Annotated in this window: 19 protein-coding genes, 1 tRNA gene and 1 pseudogene; 15 read left to right on the top strand and 6 right to left on the bottom strand. The window is 40.3% G+C overall.

The features are described 5' to 3' along the window. Positions 1–20 precede the first annotated feature (20 nt). Positions 21–1007, bottom strand: coding sequence for a GTP 3',8-cyclase MoaA (gene moaA / locus H6G57_RS05640; RefSeq protein ID WP_190516714.1), 987 nt, complete (start codon positions 1005–1007; stop codon positions 21–23). 122 nt (positions 1008–1129) lie between these two features. Between moaA and H6G57_RS05645 the strand changes: the two genes are divergently transcribed. The 4 genes from H6G57_RS05645 to H6G57_RS05660 are packed head-to-tail and all read left to right on the top strand — an operon-like array spanning position 1130 to position 3979. After that, positions 1130–1564 (top strand): hypothetical protein, encoded by a 435-nt coding sequence (locus H6G57_RS05645; protein WP_190516715.1) that lies wholly within the window; start codon positions 1130–1132, stop codon positions 1562–1564. Between the two features lie 20 nt (positions 1565–1584). Beyond that, positions 1585–2163, top strand: coding sequence for a SitI3 family protein (locus H6G57_RS05650; protein ID WP_072719549.1), 579 nt, complete (start codon positions 1585–1587; stop codon positions 2161–2163). A 13-nt stretch (positions 2164–2176) separates the two neighbouring features. After that, positions 2177–3166, top strand: coding sequence for an NAD(P)-dependent oxidoreductase (locus tag H6G57_RS05655; protein ID WP_190516717.1), 990 nt, complete (start codon positions 2177–2179; stop codon positions 3164–3166). A 3-nt stretch (positions 3167–3169) separates the two neighbouring features. After that, positions 3170–3979, top strand: coding sequence for an MBL fold metallo-hydrolase (locus H6G57_RS05660; RefSeq protein ID WP_190516719.1), 810 nt, complete (start codon positions 3170–3172; stop codon positions 3977–3979). A gap of 21 nt (positions 3980–4000) precedes the next feature. On the opposite strand, the gene H6G57_RS05665 is transcribed toward H6G57_RS05660, so the two are convergent. Together H6G57_RS05665 and H6G57_RS05670 are read right to left on the bottom strand one after the other, a co-directional pair. Continuing rightward, the gene (locus tag H6G57_RS05665; RefSeq protein WP_309235698.1) at positions 4001–6124 is read right to left on the bottom strand and encodes a PAS domain S-box protein; all 2124 of its coding nucleotides are present in this window, start codon (positions 6122–6124) and stop codon (positions 4001–4003) included. 423 nt (positions 6125–6547) lie between these two features. Next, complete coding sequence (locus H6G57_RS05670; protein ID WP_190516720.1) at positions 6548–8044, bottom strand: glycosyl hydrolase family 57; 1497 nt, start codon at positions 8042–8044, stop codon at positions 6548–6550. Between the two features lie 380 nt (positions 8045–8424). Here H6G57_RS05670 and H6G57_RS05675 point away from each other — a divergent pair, with 380 nt between their 5' ends. The 3 genes from H6G57_RS05675 to H6G57_RS05685 all read left to right on the top strand — a co-directional run bounded on the left by H6G57_RS05675 (position 8425) and on the right by H6G57_RS05685 (position 11483). Next, positions 8425–10413: an amylo-alpha-1,6-glucosidase gene (locus H6G57_RS05675; protein WP_190516722.1), complete on the top strand. Its 1989-nt coding sequence runs from the start codon at positions 8425–8427 to the stop codon at positions 10411–10413. 214 nt (positions 10414–10627) lie between these two features. Beyond that, the gene (locus tag H6G57_RS05680) at positions 10628–11356 is read left to right on the top strand and encodes an HAD family phosphatase (protein ID WP_190516724.1); all 729 of its coding nucleotides are present in this window, start codon (positions 10628–10630) and stop codon (positions 11354–11356) included. Between the two features lie 54 nt (positions 11357–11410). Next, positions 11411–11483 (top strand) — tRNA-Ala (locus H6G57_RS05685). Between the two features lie 291 nt (positions 11484–11774). Here H6G57_RS05685 and H6G57_RS05690 read toward each other — a convergent pair. Next, positions 11775–12233, bottom strand: a complete 459-nt coding sequence (locus tag H6G57_RS05690) for a helix-turn-helix domain-containing protein (RefSeq protein WP_242048874.1) — start codon at positions 12231–12233, stop codon at positions 11775–11777. 497 nt (positions 12234–12730) lie between these two features. Between H6G57_RS05690 and H6G57_RS05695 the strand changes: the two genes are divergently transcribed. The 8 genes and pseudogenes from H6G57_RS05695 (at position 12731) to atpC (ending at position 19145) form a co-directional block, all read left to right on the top strand. Further along, positions 12731–12991 (top strand): hypothetical protein, encoded by a 261-nt coding sequence (locus H6G57_RS05695; RefSeq protein ID WP_190516725.1) that lies wholly within the window; start codon positions 12731–12733, stop codon positions 12989–12991. Positions 12992–13198: 207 nt separating this feature from the next. Beyond that, positions 13199–13360: pseudogene (locus H6G57_RS28870) on the top strand (IS4 family transposase); the annotation flags it as partial. A gap of 89 nt (positions 13361–13449) precedes the next feature. Next, positions 13450–14271: a septum site-determining protein MinC gene (gene minC / locus H6G57_RS05700; protein WP_190516727.1), complete on the top strand. Its 822-nt coding sequence runs from the start codon at positions 13450–13452 to the stop codon at positions 14269–14271. A gap of 158 nt (positions 14272–14429) precedes the next feature. Beyond that, entirely contained in the window at positions 14430–15659 is a 1230-nt protein-coding gene (locus H6G57_RS05705; protein ID WP_190516729.1) for an RNA-guided endonuclease TnpB family protein, read from the top strand. Positions 15660–15689: 30 nt separating this feature from the next. Next, positions 15690–16496 (top strand): septum site-determining protein MinD, encoded by an 807-nt coding sequence (gene minD / locus H6G57_RS05710; RefSeq protein WP_072719542.1) that lies wholly within the window; start codon positions 15690–15692, stop codon positions 16494–16496. Between the two features lie 58 nt (positions 16497–16554). Then, a complete protein-coding gene (minE, locus tag H6G57_RS29715) occupies positions 16555–17040 on the top strand; it encodes a cell division topological specificity factor MinE (protein WP_190516731.1) in 486 nt (161 codons plus the stop codon). Positions 17041–17191: 151 nt separating this feature from the next. Then, the gene (gene atpD / locus H6G57_RS05720) at positions 17192–18640 is read left to right on the top strand and encodes a F0F1 ATP synthase subunit beta (protein WP_190516733.1); all 1449 of its coding nucleotides are present in this window, start codon (positions 17192–17194) and stop codon (positions 18638–18640) included. Positions 18641–18731: 91 nt separating this feature from the next. Then, positions 18732–19145: an ATP synthase F1 subunit epsilon gene (atpC, locus tag H6G57_RS05725; RefSeq protein WP_190516735.1), complete on the top strand. Its 414-nt coding sequence runs from the start codon at positions 18732–18734 to the stop codon at positions 19143–19145. 204 nt (positions 19146–19349) lie between these two features. Here atpC and H6G57_RS05730 read toward each other — a convergent pair whose 3' ends face one another. Both H6G57_RS05730 and H6G57_RS05735 read right to left on the bottom strand, forming a co-directional pair. Further along, positions 19350–19652, bottom strand: coding sequence for a hypothetical protein (locus H6G57_RS05730; RefSeq protein ID WP_190516737.1), 303 nt, complete (start codon positions 19650–19652; stop codon positions 19350–19352). A gap of 432 nt (positions 19653–20084) precedes the next feature. After that, positions 20085–21380, bottom strand: a complete 1296-nt coding sequence (locus H6G57_RS05735; RefSeq protein ID WP_190516738.1) for a serine/threonine-protein kinase — start codon at positions 21378–21380, stop codon at positions 20085–20087. Between the last annotated feature and the right edge of the window lie 114 nt (positions 21381–21494).

A 21494-nucleotide genomic window follows, 5' to 3' on the forward strand; every position in this document is an offset into this window, starting at 1 on the left:
ATCCAAAATCAATCAGGTTGCTATCCTCCTATTTGGGACATGGTTCGAGTATAATTTCCCGTTGTGCCAGAGTCCCGTTGTTTAAAATTTATATCGGGTTTAATTCTTAATAGGTTATTCACCTGTTCTCGTAACTCCTCAAACGTCACACCTTGACGCAGAGGAGTTTTTAAGTCAATTTGTCCGGTTTCATTGAGTAAACAAGGTCGTAACCAACCATCGGCGGAGAATCTCATCCGGTTACAGCGATCGCAAAAACATTCTGACATCTGACTAATAAATCCTAATGTTCCTTTTGCCCCCGGTATTTGAAAGACATCCGCAGGGCCGTTTCCTTTAATTTGAGAGGTTTCTAACCCCCATTGTTCTCGAATTTTTTGTCTTAATTCTTCTGAAGAAATCCAACCGCGATCAGCAAATAAATCGTTATTTCCAATGGGCATAAATTCAATAAATCTGACGTGCCATTGTCGATCTATTGTTAATTTTGCTAACTCTAAAACTTCATGATCATTCACCCCAGGAATGACCACAACGTTTAATTTTAAAGGGTTAAAACCGACCTCATAAGCTGCTTGTATTCCCTCCCAAACCTGTTGCCAACGGCTACGTCCTCGGTTGCCGATAATTTGATCAAAAATATCAGGATCTAGGGAATCTAAACTAATATTAATCCTCCGCAGTCCAGCTTTATATAAATCCTCTGCCATTTCTGCTAATAAAAAGCCATTAGTTGTCATCGCCACATCTTTTGTTTCAGGAAAGGCGTTAATTTGTTTAACCAACTCTACCACTCCAGGACGTAATAAAGGTTCACCTCCGGTTAACCGAAATCGAGTAAACCCAACGGGAATAAATACCTCTCGCAACAGGGTTAACAGTTCATCGAGAGTTAAAAGGTTTTGTTGGAGAATATAATCAATTTCTGCACCTTCGGGCATACAATACTGACACCGGAAGTTACAACGGTCAATCAAACTAATGCGAAGATAATCAACAAGGTTCATGGAATTTTAGGAAAATGACAGAATATTGTTCTTTCTGTATTATGTCGAATTTTTATATTGAGGAAACACGAATTAATGATATAAGTATCTATTGAAGGCTGAGAGCGAGTTTTTAAATTCCAATGACACCAACTCAACCATCAGGACAAACCGGAGGAAGACCAACAGGTTCTCCAGCTAAAATTCGAGTTCATGATGATGTCGATACCATTCGCGGTAAACGCCGAGAAAATGAGTCAGCTATAATTTTAGCAAATGCCGGGTATAATGTAGAACAAAACCCTGCTATATCTGGTGATAAAGAGCCTGATTATAAAATAGAAGGTAGGATTTTTGATTGTTATGCTCCATCAACTGCCAATTTCTACAATATTATTGAAACAATTCGGAGTAAGGTAGAAAGAAAACAAGCTAGTCGGATTATTCTAAATCTAGCAGATAGTAAAGTTTCTGTTAAGAATCTCAAACAGCAGCTTATTGAAAGTTCTATTGAAGGTTTAGAAGAGATTATAATTATAACAAAGGATGCTCAGATTATTCCATTCTTTCCTTTTTAAAATTCAGGAGGAATTAGTTAATGTCATTAGATTATGAACTCAGACTAGAAACAAATTTTAATTCTAATAATATCTACGATATTTTATCTAATCAATTCGATTTGCAACCTGGGGAAGACCAACGATTATTTAATTCTGGAATTATTATTGGCGTTTCCCCGGAAAAACCAGCAACACAATATCTAATGCTAGAAAATTACGGATTTAAGCCAACAATTGATGTATGGTTTCGTCTCAAACATCAAGATGAAAAAATCTTAGGTAAACAAACTCTCTTGAATGTTTCAATATTATTATTAAGTCAAATTTCAGGAGATGCGGTACTATTATTTAATAGCGAAAAAACAGTTTTACAACGAATTAGCGGAGTTTTGATTTTTAATCAAAAACCTGAAACATGGCAGGATTCAGAATTATCTCAAGTTGAACTTAATTATCATGTTAAACCCTTAAAATCCCCCTTACTGGGTGATCCTTCCCCTAAAATTGCGATTCAACCTGCTATTTACTCTCGTTTACAAGCATTGGCAATTTCGCAAGGAAAATCTTTAAAACAGTTAACAAATGATGTATTAAAGGCAGGTTTAATAAATGAATAAAAAAAATTAAGTTATGAAAAAAGTTTTAGTCACGGGTGGAACTGGATTTTTAGGTCAGAAATTAGCCTTGAGATTGCATTCTTTAGGTCAGGATGTCACAATTTTAGGACGTAACTTAATTATAGGCGATCGCTTACAACAATTAGGACTCAAATTTTTACCCGTTGATATCACCAATTCCGATGCTATATTATCAGTAATGTCTGGACAAGAAGATGTGTTTCATTGTGCGGCTTTATCTTCTCCCTGGGGACGAGAAGAAGAGTTTTATAAAACGAATGTTATCGGAACTCGCAATATTATTGAAAGTTGTTTAACCCATCATGTCAGACGTTTAATTTATGTTTCTACTTCGGCGGTTTATTTTAATTTAACCCATCGCTTTAATATTAAAGAAACCGATAATTTAGCTCAAAATATCATCCATCCTTATATTAAAACAAAGCAATTAGCAGAACAAGAAATTAATCGTGGGTTTCAACAAGGTTTACCTGTCATTTCTATTCGTCCGCGTGGTATTTTTGGCCCTGGGGATACGGTAATTTTTCCCCGACTATTAAAAGTGAGTGAAACAACGGGTATTCCCTTAATTAATGGAGGAAAAGCGATATTAGATATGACTTATATTGATAATGTTATAGATGGGTTATTATTGTGTCAAACTGCACCAGATCAACAATTAGGAGAATATTTTAATATTAGCAATGGAGAACCGACGGAATTATTAATATTATTAGAAAAATTATCACAAAAATTGAATATTTCCTTAAAGTTTAAACCTTTACCCTATGCGATCGCCTACACTTTAGCAACGGGGATGGAATGGTTTTATCAATCTTTTTTACCAAATCGAGAACCTGCTTTAACGCGCTATACTCTAGGATTATTAGCCTTTAGCCAAACTTTGGATATTACATCGGCTAAAATTCAGTTAGGGTATAAACCTCAAATTTCAATTGAACAAGGTTTAGATGAGTTTGTTAGATATTGGAAATCCCTATAAAATATGGTAGAAATTACGTTTTTACAGGCGGGATATTGTACACACCCTGAAGCGATGGTACTTCCGGGGGAAAGTTGGAAATCGATTATTTTTCCGGCGTTATTTGCTTTAATTCGTCACCCTATGGGGTGGATTTTATTTGATACAGGATATTCTGAACGGTTTTATCAAGAAACACAGCATTTACCCCAAAAGCTTTATGCTTTATTAACCCCGGTTTATTTAAAACCTCAAGAAACTGCGATTTCTCAACTCAAACAGTTAGGAATTGAACCGGAGGAGATTCAATATATTATTATTTCTCATTTTCATGCGGATCATATTGGGGGATTAAAGGATTTTCCCAAAGCAGAATTTATTTGTTTTCAATCGGGTTATAATGCGATTAAAAATACACAGGGTTTGAGGGCATTAAAAGCTGGTTTTTTAGCAGGTTTAATGCCTGATAATTTTGAAGAACGAGTCATTTTTGCGGAAAATTATCAGGCTATAAAATTACCTGAAAGTTTGACTCCCTTTGAACAGGGTTTTGATGTGTTTGGAGACGGTTGTTTAATTGCCATTGAATTACCGGGTCATGCTGTTGGACAACTGGGGTTATATTTAACCGATAATAGCGGAAAACAGTATTTTTTAATTGCCGATGCTTGCTGGTTAAATCGTGCCTATCAAGAATTAATTTATCCTCAACGCATTGCTGATTTATTGTTTGCAGATAAAACGGCTTATCGAGAAACCTTGAAAAAAATCAATCAGTTATATCGAAATAATCCGAAGGTGAATATTGTGCCATCCCATAGTTCAATTGATTAGCAGAAATAGCTTAGTTTCTATCTAACTTTTTAACGGAATTGTAATTAAAAACTCAGTTCCTACTCCTAATGTAGAAAAACAATTGAGTTCTCCCTGATGTTTATCTGTTACTAAATGATAAGCTAAAGATAATCCTAAACCTGTTCCTTTTCCCTGTATGTGTGAGGTCATCAACGGGTCAAAAATACTTTTACATTCAACTTCTGACATTCCAATTCCATTATCAGAAATCGAGATAGCAACGGTATTTTGATCTTGTAAATAGGTACGAATCATAATCTGAGGTTGATCGGCTAAATCCCCTTTAGAACTGGTTGCTTCTAACTGATCAATGGTATAGGTGAGTAAATTCATAAACACCTGATTCAATTGTCCGGCGTAGCACTCCACTTTCGGTAAAGCACTATATTCTTTAATTAAGTTAATACTCGGTCGTCCCGCTTTAGCTTGCAGACGATTTTGTAAGATTAAAATTGTACTATCTAACCCTTCATGAATATCAACAGATTTCATTTGAGCTTCATCTAAACGAGTGAAATGACGAAGCGATCGCACGACATCCCGAATTCGTTCTGACCCGACTTTCATCGATTCTAAAATTCTCGGTAAATCTTGTTTTAAAAAGCTCAAATTCATCTCTTCTATTTCATCAGCAATTTCAGGAATAATCTGAGGATAATGCTGTTGATATAAAGCCAATAACTTCATTAAATCCTCAATATAATTTTTGGCATGGGCAATATTTCCTGAAATAAAATTAACCGGATTATTAATTTCATGGGCAATTCCCGCCACTAACTGACCCAAACTTGACATTTTTTCGGTTTGAATCAATTGAGTTTGAGTGCGTTGAAGCTGATTTAAAATCGCTTCTAATTCTGCTCGTCTTTTGGCTTCTTGTCCTTCACTTTGGCGTAAAGCCTCTTCCATTTGTTGCCGTTCTGTAATATCTAATCCGACGAAAACCGCCGCTGACCCGCGATGATATTTTTGAGCAACAATTAAATAAGTGTAAGGAACACCACGAACATTAGCCGTAATTTCCCTAGAGCTTTTCCAAGCATCTTGGGCAAAAAATTCATAGACAAATTCATTAAATTTGGGGCTATTTTGCAGAAATCCGACTTCTTTCCCAACAAATTCTTCCGCCGGAACATTGTAAGAATTGGCTAAATGGCGATTGACCCCTAAATATTTTAAATCAGAACTAATCCAAGACACTAAACCCGGTACAGCATTCAACACCGCTTCTAATTGATCTTTGGATGCGACCACCGCAGAGGATGTGGCTTTTCGGTCAGAAATATCCGTCGCAAAACCACAAATTAATGGGGAACAGAGAACACAGGCTGAACCAAATTCCGTTTGAACGGTTAAGTCGGGTTTAGTAGACTGTAATTCTAAATAATTAATGGTAAAATCAACGGGAAAAATAAAACCAGATTTTTTTTGATGACGGGACTCAAAAGTTAATGATCCTTTTTGCTGTAATTCTTGGCAATATTCTCCCCAGATTACAGGAGTTAAATCTCGATCAATATCATGAATATTCAGTTGCAGTAATTCACTTTGAGTATAACCCAACATCCGACAGGCGGCTTGATTCACATAACAAAAACGACCTTCTAACGTCATCCAAAAAATCGCCGTTGCCGCTTGTTCAAAGGCTTGTTGAGTCAGTTGTAATTTTTCTTGTAATTGTTTTTGAGGGGTAATCACTTCCAGGGATAACATTAACCCCCCAATGGTTCCTGATGCGGTTTTCCAAGGTTGAACAACCCATTTTTTCCACTCTAGGGCCCCATTCACCAAAGGTTGACAAATTTCCAGTTCCCAATACGGTAATTTTCCTGCTAAAGACTGTTCAGCATTTTGATACCAAATTTCCGGTAAATGGGGAAACCCGTCTTGATGAGAACAACCGATTAAATCAGGATGTCCCCCTGCATAGTTTTGTTGCCATTGACGGGACACGGCTAAATATCGCAGTTGCGAGTCAACCATTGCCACTGCGGTTGGTAAATATTCCACGAAACGACGGAAATAATCTTCCTCGCCATTGGCAGAAGTCGGGGAAAGAATCAACTTCCCTGGGGGATCAGGAGGGTTAGAAATGATAATGGGTAGAACTCGCCTTTTGTTCACGGTTTGGCACTCCCTCAGTCAAGGTTGGGTCAAATAAGTTGATCCATTTCTGAATACAAGATGGAAGAAATTGATTTCTGAAATAGACTTTTAAATGGAAGTTTACCCGAATGAGGGGTATTACCCTCCATTGTATGATTAATTACACCCTGTTGTCTATAAGTACCCTCGATTTATCGTCGAAATTCTCGGCTGTGAGGGCTGGCTAGACAGTTAATCATTCTTTTTTTAAATTAATTGTTATCTCTGATACTGAAATCTCAGTAACTAATTAATGTAACTCACGTCCAGTAGAGATTTCCTCTATCTGGAGTTAAGTAGAGTATGGCATTGTTTTGTTCAGTTTCCGAGGAAGTTAGAGATGACTAACTTCCTATAACACGGTCAATAAGATAATTTCAGCGACTTTTATCCCAAAATGAATTAATTTAACAATTCCATTCCTCGACGATAAAGTTCTTGAGCATAATCTGTCCAAGTTCCCTGTCCCCAATAGCGAAAACAACTGGTTTGTAATAACAAGTTGTACAATAACGCTTGTTGATAATGAATATCTTTTGTTATATTTGGGTTTTGCTGCACTAAGGAATCATACTTTTGATGAAAAGCAATACTCAATTGTTTCATCGGTTCTAAAACATTTTCATAGCCTTGTACCCAGCTTAAATTATTTGTCCAGGATGCACCCTCCATTTGAAATGAATGATCGGTTTGTTTTAAATGGGCGATCGCAGCCTCAACGGCTTCTGGTGTTGCTTGATGGGGATCAACGTGTTGCCAAATTTTATGCTGATGAACTCCTTGACAGGTAGGATAATCTTCTGGGTTCACTCCTGATGCTTCTAATAATTCTAAATATTCCGTTCCATTCAACGCTACAACCCCAGAATTTTCTGGATTTTGATCCCGCATTTCAAAGTAAATTCTAAAGAAATCACGGGGATATTCATTCATCATCACCCCGCCATTTTCTCCATCGGCAATTTGGGTCACTAACGCTGGAATTTCAACCCCAGAAATCAATTGTTTTTGTTTAGTTTTGGCTTCAAAATAAGGTTGCATTTGGGCGACTAATTTGGTATCCGATCCTTGGGTTTTAATTAAAGCAATAATGCTTACCGTTTCCCCCTGAGAATTCCGAGCAATTAAGCGATTAGGACTATATTTTTGCGCTTGAGGGAGTCCGCCACCTTCTAAGGTTTCCACCGAATGTTCCTGAACCAATAACCAGCGATAACCACAATCTTTTAACGCTTTTATATATTCATATAAGGTATCAGGATGATTGGGTAAGTGCATTTCGGGAGGAGAAAATCCCTTAACTCGCTTCAAAGCTTCTTCTCCAAAAATAGCTGCAAAATGATGTTGCCAAGCTTGAATTTGTAATAAAATATCAGGAATCGGAGTTGAAGGAACCACCGCATGACTCCACATTGTTCCTAACCATTCTACATAAGGTTGATAGTTGGGATCACAGGTAATTTTTTTCAAAGAATTCAAAATATCATCTCGCCCCATTTGACCAAATGCCCATAATAAATTCCCTGAATAATCCAACATAATTCGAGGGTTACATCCTTCGGCGACTAATTGAGGAATAAACTCTCCCATTCGCCGATAACACCCAGCAAAGGGTTCAGCATTATGGTTATCCCCTTCCTGGGGATGCTCATACATATATTGAAGATTACTGATTAATGCCCCATTTTCCCCAGCCGGAATAGTCGGTTGATGAAAATGTAAGGCGCAAGCAAAGCCAGCCGTGATTTTATCTAACTTTAAATTTGTTTTTGGAGAAAATATGGGATAATTATGATTAACAAGATCCTGGATTCGGGCTTCCCAACCACAAACGTTAGGGAGGCTAGAATCTAAGTCTTCTAAAATAGGAAAAGGAGTTAAAAATTCGGGCTTTGTCATAAAACTAAATCTTCAGCAATAGGAACACAAAATTTAATAATCCCATCATACTTTTGAATACAAAAACTCAAAAAATGGCAGTTAATACACCGCAAGATTTTGAGAGAGGGGAGGAAGGGGTTTAGTCGGGGTTCGATTTGAGCAAATGGGGGTTTTGATTTAGACGATAAAACGTTATAGTGAATAACGCTGGTACTTGACGTGGAGCCAACAAGGACAACCTTTTTGAGTCGTAAACAGTTATTACTGACATTCTATCCTGAAATTGGACAAATGATCCTTCATCTGTTGTAGAGGTTTAAGTTGTGAATTGAGAGGGTGAAAGGCTTCTAAATCTTTAATTTTATTGTTGATGCAAAATTTTGAGTGTTTAAGGCAGTATGAGTATTAATTTTGGACGAGAAACTTGCTGTAATTTGCCCAGTGCAGAAGCACGAGAATGGTTAGTGACCAATGGGATCGGTGGCTATGCTTCAGGAACAATCGCAGGTGTACTCACACGCCGTTATCAAGGGTTATTAGTAGCGGCTTTAAAACCCCCCTTATGTCGTACCTTACTGGTCACGAAAATAGATGACCTTGTAGACTATCAAGGACAAGTTTATCCCCTCTATACGAACCGTTGGGCCGGAGGAGCGATTGACGGTTATGGACATCACCAGATTGAACGGTTTCAGTTAGAACGAACGATCCCCACCTGGAAATTTGCCTGTGCCGATGCTTTACTGGAAAAACGAATTTGGATGCAGCCGGAAGCGAATATTACATACGTTCGTTATAATTTAACTCGCGCCTCTGGCCCCATTACCCTGACGCTAAAAGTTTTTGTTAATTATCGAGATTATCATAGCGATACCCAGGCCGGGGATTGGCAAATGCAGATCGAACCCGTTGAAAACGGCCTTTGTGTGACCGCCTTTGCAGAAGCAGTTCCTTTTTATTTATTAACGGATCGCGCTAGTGTTACCCCTACCTCCCAATGGCACTATAACTTTGATTTAGTACGGGAACGGGAACGGGGCTTAAGAGATTACGAAGATCATCTTCAAGCCGCGACCTTCACCGCTACCTTAAACCCCGGAGAATCTTTATGTTTTGTTGCGAGTACAGAACCGAACCCGAGTTTAAATGGTGAAGCCGCCTTAGAAGTCCGTCGTACCTACGAACGCAAATTATTAGGATTTTGGCAAGATAGCTGTCCGGCTAACATCCGAGAAACGCCTCAATGGATACAACAGTTGGTATTTGCGGCGGATCAATTTATTGTTAATCGTGCCATTCCCGAAAATCCAGTCGGTAAAACCATTCTAGCGGGCTATCCTTGGTTTGGTGATTGGGGACGGGATACCATGATTAGTTTACCCGGTCTGACCATCACTACAGGTCGGCTGCAAATTGCCCGTGCGATTCTTTATACCTACGCCAAATACGTTGATCAAGGGATGTTACCCAACCGTTTCCCCGACGAAGGAGAAATCCCAGAATATAATACCGTTGATGCGACCCTCTGGTATTTTGAAGCCATTCGTCAATATTATGAAGTCACCGAAGATATTGATGTGATCGAAAATTTATTTCCCGTACTGACGGATATTATTCACTCTCACTGTCGGGGAACTCGCTACAATATTCACCTTGATCCGGCGGATGGTTTACTGTATGCCGGAGAACTGGGAACTCAATTAACTTGGATGGATGCCAAAATCGGAGATTGGGTTGTTACGCCCCGCATCGGTAAACCCATTGAAATTAATGCCCTTTGGTATAATGCCCTGCGAATCATGGGGAAATTTGCCCGTCAAATTGGCAGACCTTATCAAGAATATGATGCTTTAGCGGATCGGGCTTTAGCTCGGTTTGAACGGTTTTGGCATCCTGAATTAGGCTATTGCTATGATGTGATCGATGGGATTTATGGGGATGATGCCACCTTGCGTCCGAATCAAATTTTTGCCGTTTCTCTGCCTAACAGTGCCCTCTCCCCCGAACAGCAACGGGCCGTTGTTGAAACCTGCGGACAGTTTTTGCTGACGTCCTTTGGGTTGCGATCGCTCGCCCCCAATCATTTTCACTATCGAGGGTATTATGGGGGAAATCCGATTCAACGAGATAGTGCCTATCATCAAGGGACAGCTTGGGCTTGGCTGTTAGGCCCTTTTGTAATTGCCCATTTGCGGGTGTTCCAAAATCCCAATCTAGCCCGTACTTTTTTAGACCCCATGATTAACCATCTTTCGATAGCCGGGCTCGGAAGTATTAGCGAAATTTTTGATGGTAATGCCCCCATGCACCCCCAGGGCTGTATTGCCCAAGCTTGGTCAGTGGGAGAAATTCTTCGGGCTTGGTTAGCGATAGAACGTTTTAGATGAAAATCAGTTATCAGTTATCAGTTATCAGTTATCAGTTTATAATTAGTAAATCCTATAGCAATTTGCGCCGAGGTTGTAATCATTTACAACTGATATGGAACAGCCAGAAATATTATCTGGTTTTCCCTGTTCCCCATTCGTAATTCGTAATTCGTAATTCGTAATTCGTAATTCCCTGTTCCCTGTTCCCTTTCTTAAATTTAGGGTTTGGACGATGAGTTTAAAGGCGGTTCTATTTGATTTTAATGGAGTCATTATTAATGATGAACCCATCCATGAACAACTAATAGAAGAATTGTTGTTGGCAGAAAACCTACGTTCTAAACGGGAGGAAATTCGCAAATTTTGTTTAGGAAGAAGCGATCGGGCTTGTTTAACAGATTTGTTAACTTATTGCGGTCGTACTGTTACCAATAGCTATTTAGATCAGTTAATTGAACGTAAATCCCTTGCCTATAAACAGCGTTTAGAACAGTTAGAACAACTTCCTATCTATCCGGGTTTGGAGGAGTTTATTCAACACTTGCAAGCAGCTGATCTAAAATTAGCCTTGGTGACGGGGGCGATCCGGCCAGAAGTGGAACTGATTTTAAATAAAATCGGGCTGATGGAGGTTTTTCCGGTGATTGTAACGGGGGATGATATTATCCTCAGTAAACCCGAACCCGAAGGCTATTTATTAGCAGTACAAGGCTTAAACCAAGTCTACCCCCAGTTAAATTTACAGCCCTCGGACTGTCTCGCCTTAGAGGATACCTTTGTCGGGATTATCGCGGCTCAACGGGCCGATATTCAAGTGGTCGGGATCGCTCATACCTACCCCCTGCATCTTCTCCAACGCTGGGCTAATTGGGCTGTGGATCGATTCGGTGATTTGGAATTAGACAGAATTCAAAAAAATTTTTTACAAGAATCTTTACAATCTGGGGTTCCGTTGTGTTAGAATAATAAATCGGAGTCAGACATCATTCCTCACACTGGATTGTTTGACTCGCACGGGGAATTAGCTCAGTTGGTAGAGTGCTGCGATCGCACCGCAGAGGTCAGGGGTTCGAATCCCCTATTCTCCATTCTTGTTAGGAATATTGAATCCTGAGCTACGCTGGATATACCTTGACTATTAACCCTTCAGCTATATTAATGGTAATCGCTGATCAGAGTTATCCGTATGTTTACGGAGATTCAATTAACTGATATAGGGCTTTTGCTGATTGCAAACCAGTCAAACTCGCTTGTAGGATGGGTTCTACTCATCAAATAACTAAAAGTTAGCGAGGACACTGCAATACCCTCACTAACTTTTCTACTTCTAAATCTTTAGACATTTCATAGAATCTTTATTAATTGCTTAGATTATTTTACTATTCTTCAGAATTTTTATCTAAAGAAGAATTTTTAACCTGTTGCCGGATTTTTTCTAATTCCTCCTTTGGCTTCCAGGAACTCTTAGGTGCAAGTTTATAGATATCAGTTCGCCCTTTTCGTTCTTCCTTCAATAATAAACCCGCTTCACAAAGCGTTTTTAAAGAATATTGGGCTTTCCTGACGCTCATTTTACAAATTTCTGCGGTTTTCTTCAATTTAGCGAAACACTCACCATGATATTTTCCTCCTGTCCGACGAACCACATGAGCATAAATACGAAACTCATAGGGGTCAAGACCATATTCGTCCAGGTCTGAGTGAACCAGAGGTAAAACACTATTGCTTTGGTACGTTGTGTCCGGTAACAGTTGTCCCTCATCAAAGGGAACATCGTCAGGATTAGCTATTACAGGGGTTTTTGTTATAAGGTCTTCGGAATTATTCTTTGGGCTCATGAGTTCATCTGTGCATTTGTATAGGGTAATCTATGTGCTTGGCAGATCTGCACAAATAAATATAATAATACGCATTTGGTGCATGGGTTTAGGGTATTATATTAAGTGTAGCATTTTCAGTGGTTAATTCATTAAAGGTATCAAAGTGATCCCACGCATAGAGTGCATATAAAATTTTGATTCTGTCATAGCGGTCTGCAATCCCATTAGGGACAACAGTGTCAGCGTCCTTGCTGGCTGTTTTTTAAAGAAAGGAGCAACTGTACCGCATAAAATTCAAAGCCACTTTAGTTTTACGGTGCTTATCCCTAAGCAGAAAAAACTTGCACAAAAAATGAATCGTGTGTTATTGTGAAAAAGAAAAATGAGAATTGAATAAAAAAATTGCCCTAACACGGTGGAGCCGACCAAAGCAAACCACCATATCAGGACTAAAATCTTTATTTAATTTTTTTGCTCACAAATTCTCCTACTGTAAACAATCCCAAGGAGTCATTATGAACGGACAACTCCATCTTAACTTAAGTGGCGTAAATTTTCCAGTGTCGGTTTCTTGCAAACTCAGCAGAGTCGTAGAACTGACCGGAGTTAATACTAGAGAATTACACACGGCAAGGAGAAAAGGTCATTTACCTTTAGAGGTTAAAACGGAAAACGGGACTTGGGTAATTTACCTTGCATCATCAATTAATCCAGGTAAAACTCGGAATCGTTATGATATTTATTTTCGTCCCATCAGCCTGTTAGAAGCGGCTTGATTTAAGCGTTTTAATCTTTGAGGTAAAAATAATGACTACAGATTCCTTCCCCGTCAATGGTTTCTATCACGAAGTTTTTGAGCAATTTTCTAAGATTACTTTACCAGAAGCTTAAGGATAAGTAGCCTTTAAAGCCTGTATTGCTCAATGATAATCATCCCCTATTATTACCTCTAGTTTTATGAAAATAATAGGGGCTACTTAAGCTATCGACTTTCTCGTGCTGTTTTACGCGGAGAAACTTCTGATGTTGTTAGTTATTTAACTCAACATCAGAAGTTATTGGGTTTAGTAAAATCAACCAGAAAACGACATCGAGAAATTGATACTCTTACACAACAGGTTTGGGGCACTTCTTGCTTAAGTTGACTTACCCTCTATCCCTTGATCAACAGATCTGTCCCTGATCCCTTAGAATAACCAATTGAGTTGAACGATTGCCCATTACATTTTTATCTATGTCTTTGGATACCCCGACCTCCGAGTTGATCACCACTGAACCTGAATCTCCTGTGAGTGTACTGGAGGTTGATCCGAATTTACAAGTCCGGTTTAAGCGCGAAGACGGACGATTACTCTTATTTTTACCGCCGGAAAATAATCGTGAAGACAGTGAGACTAACCTCAATAATACCTGGACAGAACTTTGGCAACAACTCAAACATCGTCTCAATGGCAGTGAACACGCAGAACAACCCCAAACCGAGGTGCATCTGATCGCCGAAAATCGGTTATTAGATGTTCGTCAACTGCAAGATATCGCCGAAGCCTTAAACGAAGTCCAACTGCAACTGAAACGGGTTAAAACCAGTCGTCGTCAAACCGCCGTCGCCGCCGTCATGGCAGGATATAGTGTTGATCAAGATGCAGAACGGGAAACCTTAACTCAATCTGTCTCGGAACCTTCCCCATCCACCTTAGCAGAACCGTTATATTTGAAAAAAACGGTGCGGTCTGGGGTGGATATTCGTCATCCGGGAACCATTGTGATTTTTGGGGATGTTAATCCGGGTAGCTCGATTATTGCCGATGGCGATATTATTATTTGGGGACGTTTAGGGGGAAATGTCCACGCTGGAGCTAAAGGCAACCGTAACAGTTTAATTATGGCCCTGCAAATGGAACCCAAGTTAATTCGGATTGCGGATCAAGTGGCACGGGGGCCAGAAACATCACCCGAACAAGTTTATCCTGAAGTGGCTTATATTAATGCTAACGGTATTCGCATCAGTCACGCCAGGGAAGTTGCCAAAGCCAGAGTATTAACCCTTGAGCCTTAACCGATTAAGCGCGTAAATACGTTATAAAACTAGGATGGGAGGAGTGAAAACTCAGCGTCTTAAGACCTGAGATGAAAAACGACTCAGGGGGTTTTAACCCCCGTGAATATTCTAGTAATTTGTGTTAGTATAAGGTGGGTCGAAAACAGGAGATTTGTATGATAGTTTTAGAATACAAAGTTAAAGGTAAGATTGAGCAATACAAAGCGATTGATCAAGCAATTCGTACCACTCAATTTGTTCGTAATAAAGCGATTAGATACTGGATGGATAATTCCAGGGAGCTAAAAATCGACAAATTTGCCTTAAACCGATATTCTACAACTCTCAGAAAAGAATTCTCTTTTGTTGATCATCTAAATTCAATGGCAGTCCAATCCGCCGCCGAGCGAGGATGGTCTGCTATTAGTCGTTTTTACGACAATTGTAAGAAAAAGATTTCTGGAAAAAAAGGATATCCCCGATTTCAAAAAGATGGTCGTTCCGTTGAATATAAAACATCGGGATGGGCATTACATCCAACAAAAAGGCAAATTACCTTTACCGATAAAAATAGAATTGGCAAACTTAAGTTACTCGGAAAATGGGATATCCATACCAACAATGTGAAAGACATAAAACGGGTGCGTTTAATTCGTCGTGCCGATGGATATTACGCTCAATTTTGTCTGAATATTACCGTTACCGATGTTCAACCCGAAACCGGGAAGGAAATAGGACTTGATGTTGGAATTGAGTCATTTTACACCGACTCCAATGGATATCAAGAGCCGAATCCTAAGTTTTTGAGAAAAGCCGAACAATCAATTAAGCAATCTCAGAGACAAATCTATAAGAAAGTTAAAGGTTCATCAGGTAGACGGAAAGCCAGAAAAGTTTACAGCAAAAAACACTTAAAAGTAAGTAGACAACGGATTGAACACGCAAAGAGAATTGCGCGTAACGTATGCACATCAAACGATGTAGTAGCCTACGAAGATTTAAGTGTGAGAAATTTGGTTAAAAACCACTGTTTAGCTAAATCAATTAGTGATGCCAGTTGGTATTTGTTCCGGCAATGGATAGAATATTTTGCGGCTAAATTTGATAAATTAGCAATTCCCGTTGCACCTCATTACACTTCACAAAAATGCAGTAATTGTGGGGTGATTGTTAAAAAATCTCTATCAACTCGCACCCATATTTGTAATTGTGGATGCGAATTACATAGGGACACAAACGCTGCAATTAATATTCTTAATCTTGCCAAGCAAGCTAGGGATGGGCAATCCCGAAGTAACGCTAATGGACTAGAAACCTCTACTCTTCTTGGGGTAACCCTGGTTGAGCAAGTATCTAGGTCGAAGTTAGAATCCCCGTCTATGAGAGAGCGGGGAGTGTCAACCTAATCACCGGATCAATTATTGTTGAATACAAATATGAGTCGTGTTATTGTAATTACCTCTGGAAAAGGAGGAGTCGGAAAAACAACCTGCACCGCTAATGTGGGGATGGCATTAGCAAAACGAGGACATAAAGTTGTCCTGATTGATGCCGATTTTGGATTAAGAAATTTAGACTTACTCCTGGGTTTAGAAAATCGAATTGTCTATACCGCAATGGAAGTTTTATCCGGGGAATGTCGCTTAGAACAAGCTTTAGTTAAAGATAAACGAGAAGCCCGTTTAGTGTTATTACCTGCGGCTCAAAATCGCATGAAAGAAGCCGTGACCCCGGATCAAATGAAACAATTAGTAGAAATGTTAGAGGGGAAATATGATTATATTTTAATTGATTGTCCGGCGGGTATTGAACAGGGATTTCAAAATGCGATCGCTCCCGCTAAAGAAGCCATTATTGTCACAACTCCAGAGATTTCTGCCGTTCGAGATGCAGATCGAGTGATTGGGTTATTAGAAGCCAATTCCGTTAAACAAATTCGGTTATTAATTAATCGAATTAAACCCTTAATGGTAGAAGCTAACGATATGATGTCGGTGCAGGATGTGGAAGAAATTTTAGCGATTCCTTTAATTGGGGTGGTTCCCGATGATGAAACCGTGATTGTTTCTACCAATAAAGGAGAACCGTTGATATTAGCAGAAAACGCCTCTCAAGCTGCCCAAGCGTTTAATAATGTTGTGCGTCGCATTGAAGGGGAAAAAGTAGCATTCTTGGATCTCAATCCCCGTCCAGAAGGGTTTTTTGCAAAACTACGTCGTTTGTTCACCTCTAAAGTGGGTTAAAGGTTTTTCTCTTAGTTTTTTGATTTTTCTGCCTCTGTAGTTACCCTGCAAACACCCCATGAAAATTAATGAAATCCTAGAACGACTTTTTCCTCGAAATAATCAAAGTAGTCGAGAAGCAGCTAAACGACGTCTGAAATTTGTTTTAGCCCATGACCGGGCTGATTTACCACCGGAAATGGTGGAAGCCATGCGAAAAGAAATCCTTGAAGTGGTGTCCCGTTATGTAGAAATCGACACCAATGATTCTGAATTTAATTTAGAAAGCGATAACCGAGTCACCGCCTTAGTTGCTAATTTACCGATTCGCCGGGTTAAACAAAAAGCATTAGTTGATTCGGTGGAGCCTGAAGTCACTCCAGAACCTCAACCTGAGCCGTCTCAAGGGGAAAAAACTGACAAAATAGAAAAAAACCCCGAACCTCTAACGGAGAGTTCTGAACCGTCCCCAACCCCACTGGGGAAAGCAGGAGCAGCAGAAGAGGAGAACCAGGGGAAGAAACCGAAAGCAGAAGAAGAGAAGAAAACAAGAACACAGGAGTAGGATTAGGTCTAACCTGGGTTGCAGCCAATAGCCAACTCTTTGTTAACGGGTGACTGATAGCGTGATACCCTAAAAGATGGCAATATTAAATTCTTCTAAAGCTTTCCGAGATGAATTCGGAATCAGCTTGTATTAACCCATAGGCAAACCCATGGTCACCACCGCAGAAAAAACACACGTAGGCTACATTACTCAAATCATTGGCCCGGTTGTAGATGTTAAGTTTCCGAGCGGTAAATTGCCGGAAATCTACAACGCATTAAAAATTAGTGGCAAAAACGAAGTTGGTCAGGAAGTTTCCGTTGTTTGCGAAGTGCAACAACTGTTAGGGGATGGTCAAATCCGCTCCGTCTCCATGAGTACCACCGATGGCTTAGTCCGAGGGATGGAAGTGGTTGATACGGGCGCCCCGATTAGTGTTCCCGTTGGCCCTGCTACCTTGGGACGGATTTTCAACGTGGTGGGCGAGCCCGTTGATAGCTTTGGCCCGGTACAAACCCAAGAAACCTCGTCTATTCACCGTCCCGCCCCTGCATTTACTCAGTTAGAAACAAAACCCGCCGTATTTGAAACGGGGATTAAAGTGGTAGACCTGTTAGCTCCCTATCGTCGGGGTGGCAAAATTGGTTTGTTCGGTGGAGCCGGAGTGGGCAAAACCGTTATTATTATGGAACTGATTAATAACATCGCTAAAGCTCACGGGGGAGTATCCGTGTTTGGCGGTGTGGGTGAACGGACTCGTGAAGGAAACGACCTTTACAATGAAATGATTGAGTCTGGGGTTATCAACACCAACGACCTGACTCAATCGAAAGTCGCTCTGGTTTACGGTCAGATGAACGAACCCCCCGGAGCTAGAATGCGGGTGGGTCTGTCGGCTTTGACCATGGCTGAATATTTCCGGGATGTCAGCAAACAAGACGTGCTGCTGTTCATTGATAATATCTTCCGGTTCGTGCAAGCGGGTTCTGAAGTGTCCGCTCTGTTAGGTCGGATGCCTTCTGCTGTGGGATATCAGCCTACTCTGGGAACAGAAATGGGTGAACTGCAAGAACGCATCACCTCCACCACCGAAGGGTCTATTACCTCAATTCAAGCGGTTTATGTGCCTGCGGATGACTTAACCGACCCCGCTCCGGCTACAACCTTTGCTCACTTAGACGCGACCACCGTATTATCACGGGGTTTGGCTTCTAAAGGGATCTATCCGGCGGTTGATCCTCTGGATTCAACTTCCACGATGTTACAGCCGTCGATTGTCGGTAGCGAACACTATAACACCGCCCGGGCTGTGCAATCCACCCTGCAACGGTACAAAGAACTACAAGACATCATCGCCATTTTAGGGTTAGATGAATTGTCTGAAGAAGACCGTTTGACCGTCGCTCGCGCTCGCAAGATTGAGAAGTTCCTGTCTCAACCTTTCTTTGTGGCGGAAGTCTTTACGGGTTCTCCGGGTCAATATGTCACCCTGGAAAAAACCATTAAAGGGTTCAATATGATTATGTCTGGGGAACTCGATGATCTGCCAGAACAAGCCTTTTATATGGTGGGCGATATTGACCAAGTGATTGCTAAAGCTGAAAAATTGAAAGGCTAACGTTCACCTGCGTTGTTGGGCTTTAGCTGTTTTGCATCAGTCCAACAACGATTCTGTTTTAATCTCCACAATATTTTTTACCTCTTGACAAATGACATTAACTGTGCGTGTAATCGCTCCAGATCGGACGGTCTGGGATGAAACTGCCGATGAGGTGATTCTTCCGAGTACCACAGGACAAGTGGGTATTCTGACAGGTCACGCCCCCCTATTAACGGCTTTAGATACGGGGGTACTGCGGGTTCGGTTGAAAAATAAATGGACTCCCATTGCTTTAATGGGTGGGTTTGCTGAAGTTGAAGCCAATGAAGTCACGATTTTAGTGAATGGTGCCGAACGGGGTGACTCTATTAATTTAGAGGATGCTCGGACTGCTTATACCAAGGCTCAAGCTGATTTAGAAGCGGCTGAAAGTAGTGGTTCTGAAGAAGGCAAAATTAAAGCCAAAAAAAGAGTAAAAAGAGCCAGAGCCAGGTTACAAGCGGCGGGTGGTAGCGTCGAATAACAAACAAGAAACCGGGTTTCTGACTCTCACCCATACCAAGAAACCGGGTTTCTGCCTTAACCTTTGCTATTAACAGAAAGATGGGATAAGAAACCGGGTTTCTGAACCCCACCCCCACCTCCAAGAAACCGGGTTTCTGTCTTAACCTTTGCTATTAACAGAAAGATAACTTAAGAAACCCGGTTTCTGACCCTCACCAGTAATTTAAACCTTTAAAGATAATGACTCTTTTTTATTTGAATTAGTCTCAATAGAAACATCCTCTGGATCTGAATATCGAGAAAATAATTCGTTTAAAGCTTCTTCTCCCGATATTTCGCCTTGACTAATAAATCTTTCAATCTCGACAGATCCATCATTCAAAAATTCAACTTCCCAACGCTCCCCAGGAAGCGCAACACTCACCATAATCGCCTCATCCCGATGATGAGCTAGAGAATAGCTAATTTCTTGTTGATCTAAATTTTGTAGGAAACCAAGAAACTGATCAAAAATATCATTTTTCATTTATCAAACCTCCGATCACTTAATAATTTGCGAACAACTTTAAAACCCGGAGAGTTTTCAGCAACTCCTTTTTCTATTTCTTCCCATGTCATCCCACTAAATTCTTCCCAGCTAGGCGATCCTTGTGGAAGCTGTGCTTGTTTGATACTGCCTTTTTTTAGTTTTAAAATGTCACATACTTTTTGGCCAGAGAACTTATGTACGATTGTTTCACCTCCTTTTCTTTTCCTTTAACTTAATTATATCGAACAGGTTCTGAGCCCCACCCACGCCTCCAAGAAACCGGGTTTCTGTCTTAACCTTTGCTACTAACAAAAAGCTCAATTAAGAAACCCGGTTTCTGAACCCCCTAACAGGTAACGAAATGCTGAAATAACGAAAATTGGGAATAACAGACCCCCAAAAACTCGACTTGACAAAGGGCTGAAATTGTTATAGATTACAGCTTACAGTTCTTGACGCGAGAGAAGAATTCAAAAACCACAAATTTTCCCTCACAAATACGGGGAGATGGCCAACGGGAGATCGCAAGGTAAAGGTTAGTTCATTGTAGCTAATCCCACGCCCATTCTTTCTCCATCCGACACGATCGCCCAACTTACGCTCTGTCTCCAAGTCTACCTTACCTCCAACTTCCAGCCAAATTTTCTTCTGGACACTGAAACCAAAGCGGGACATACTGTATTTTACCCATAACTGATCAATGGTGCGTAAATCCTCACAGGGGAAATTATTAATATCTTCAAATCTTAACTCTCCATCCTGTGTTCTTCCTGCTGCTTCTAACATTTTATTAAATGTTTCCTGGTCAGCTTCTTTCCACTTTCCAGATTTTAACAGTTGTTCTAATTGTCGATAATCAACCCCCCTAGCTGACTTTAATTCGATATGGGGTTGGGGAATTTGAACGAATTGGGGTTGAGTATCTAATAATCTCAAAAACTCCGCCATCGTTTGAGGACGTTTTTCCGGTTCTAAGCCTAAGCCCTTCACAATAGCATCATTAATCTGATTACTAATTTTAACAAGTTTATTAGGCGGAATTAAAGCTTGATTTTTCAACTTTCGATGTAAAGCCTGAGTTGGCAATTGTCCTGTAATCGCATAATATAAAGAAGCCGCTAAACAATAAACATCAACCGTCGGTTTCCCACTGCCTTCTAGGAATTGTTCATAGGGGGCAAAATTCAAATTAGCCGGATGTTTTGAACTCATCACTCTGGGCATAATTTCCGCAGCCAGCCCAAAATCAATTAACACCGCCGAGGTATTATTCCTTAACATAATATTCCCCGGATGGGCATCTCGATGAATAATTCCAGCGTTATGAACCATCACCAAAACATCAGCAATTTGACGAATAATATTAACCGCTTCAGCTTCCGATAACCGACCTTTTGTTTCCACAAATTCCCATAAACTCTGCCCCACAATTAAATCCATAACTAAGCAGTGAAGCCCGTTTTCTTCAAATAAATCACTAACTCGGACAATATGGGGATGGGAATTTTGGCAAAGTCTGGCTAAGGTTTTACCTTCTTGAATAAACCGTTGAACATATTTAGGATATTCGGGGTCATTTTGTAGACCCGCATTGGGAGTTTTCAGAACAACTTGATGATCTAATTGTAAATGTTTGGCTTTGTAGGTGATCCCAAAACCCCCTTGTCCCAGAATTCTTTCAATAACATAGGGACGTTGACGCAACTGATAGCCCGGTGTCCACATAAGAATTTTAGAGGTTAGTCAATCTATATTATTGTAAGCGATCGCAGTTTGAAATGAACACCAAGAAACCGGGTTTCTGCACTAACTTTTGCTACTAACAAAAAGATCAGTTGA

Source organism: Planktothrix sp. FACHB-1365 (assembly GCF_014697575.1).
In the GTDB taxonomy this organism is placed as follows: Bacteria; Cyanobacteriota; Cyanobacteriia; order Cyanobacteriales; family Microcoleaceae; genus Planktothrix.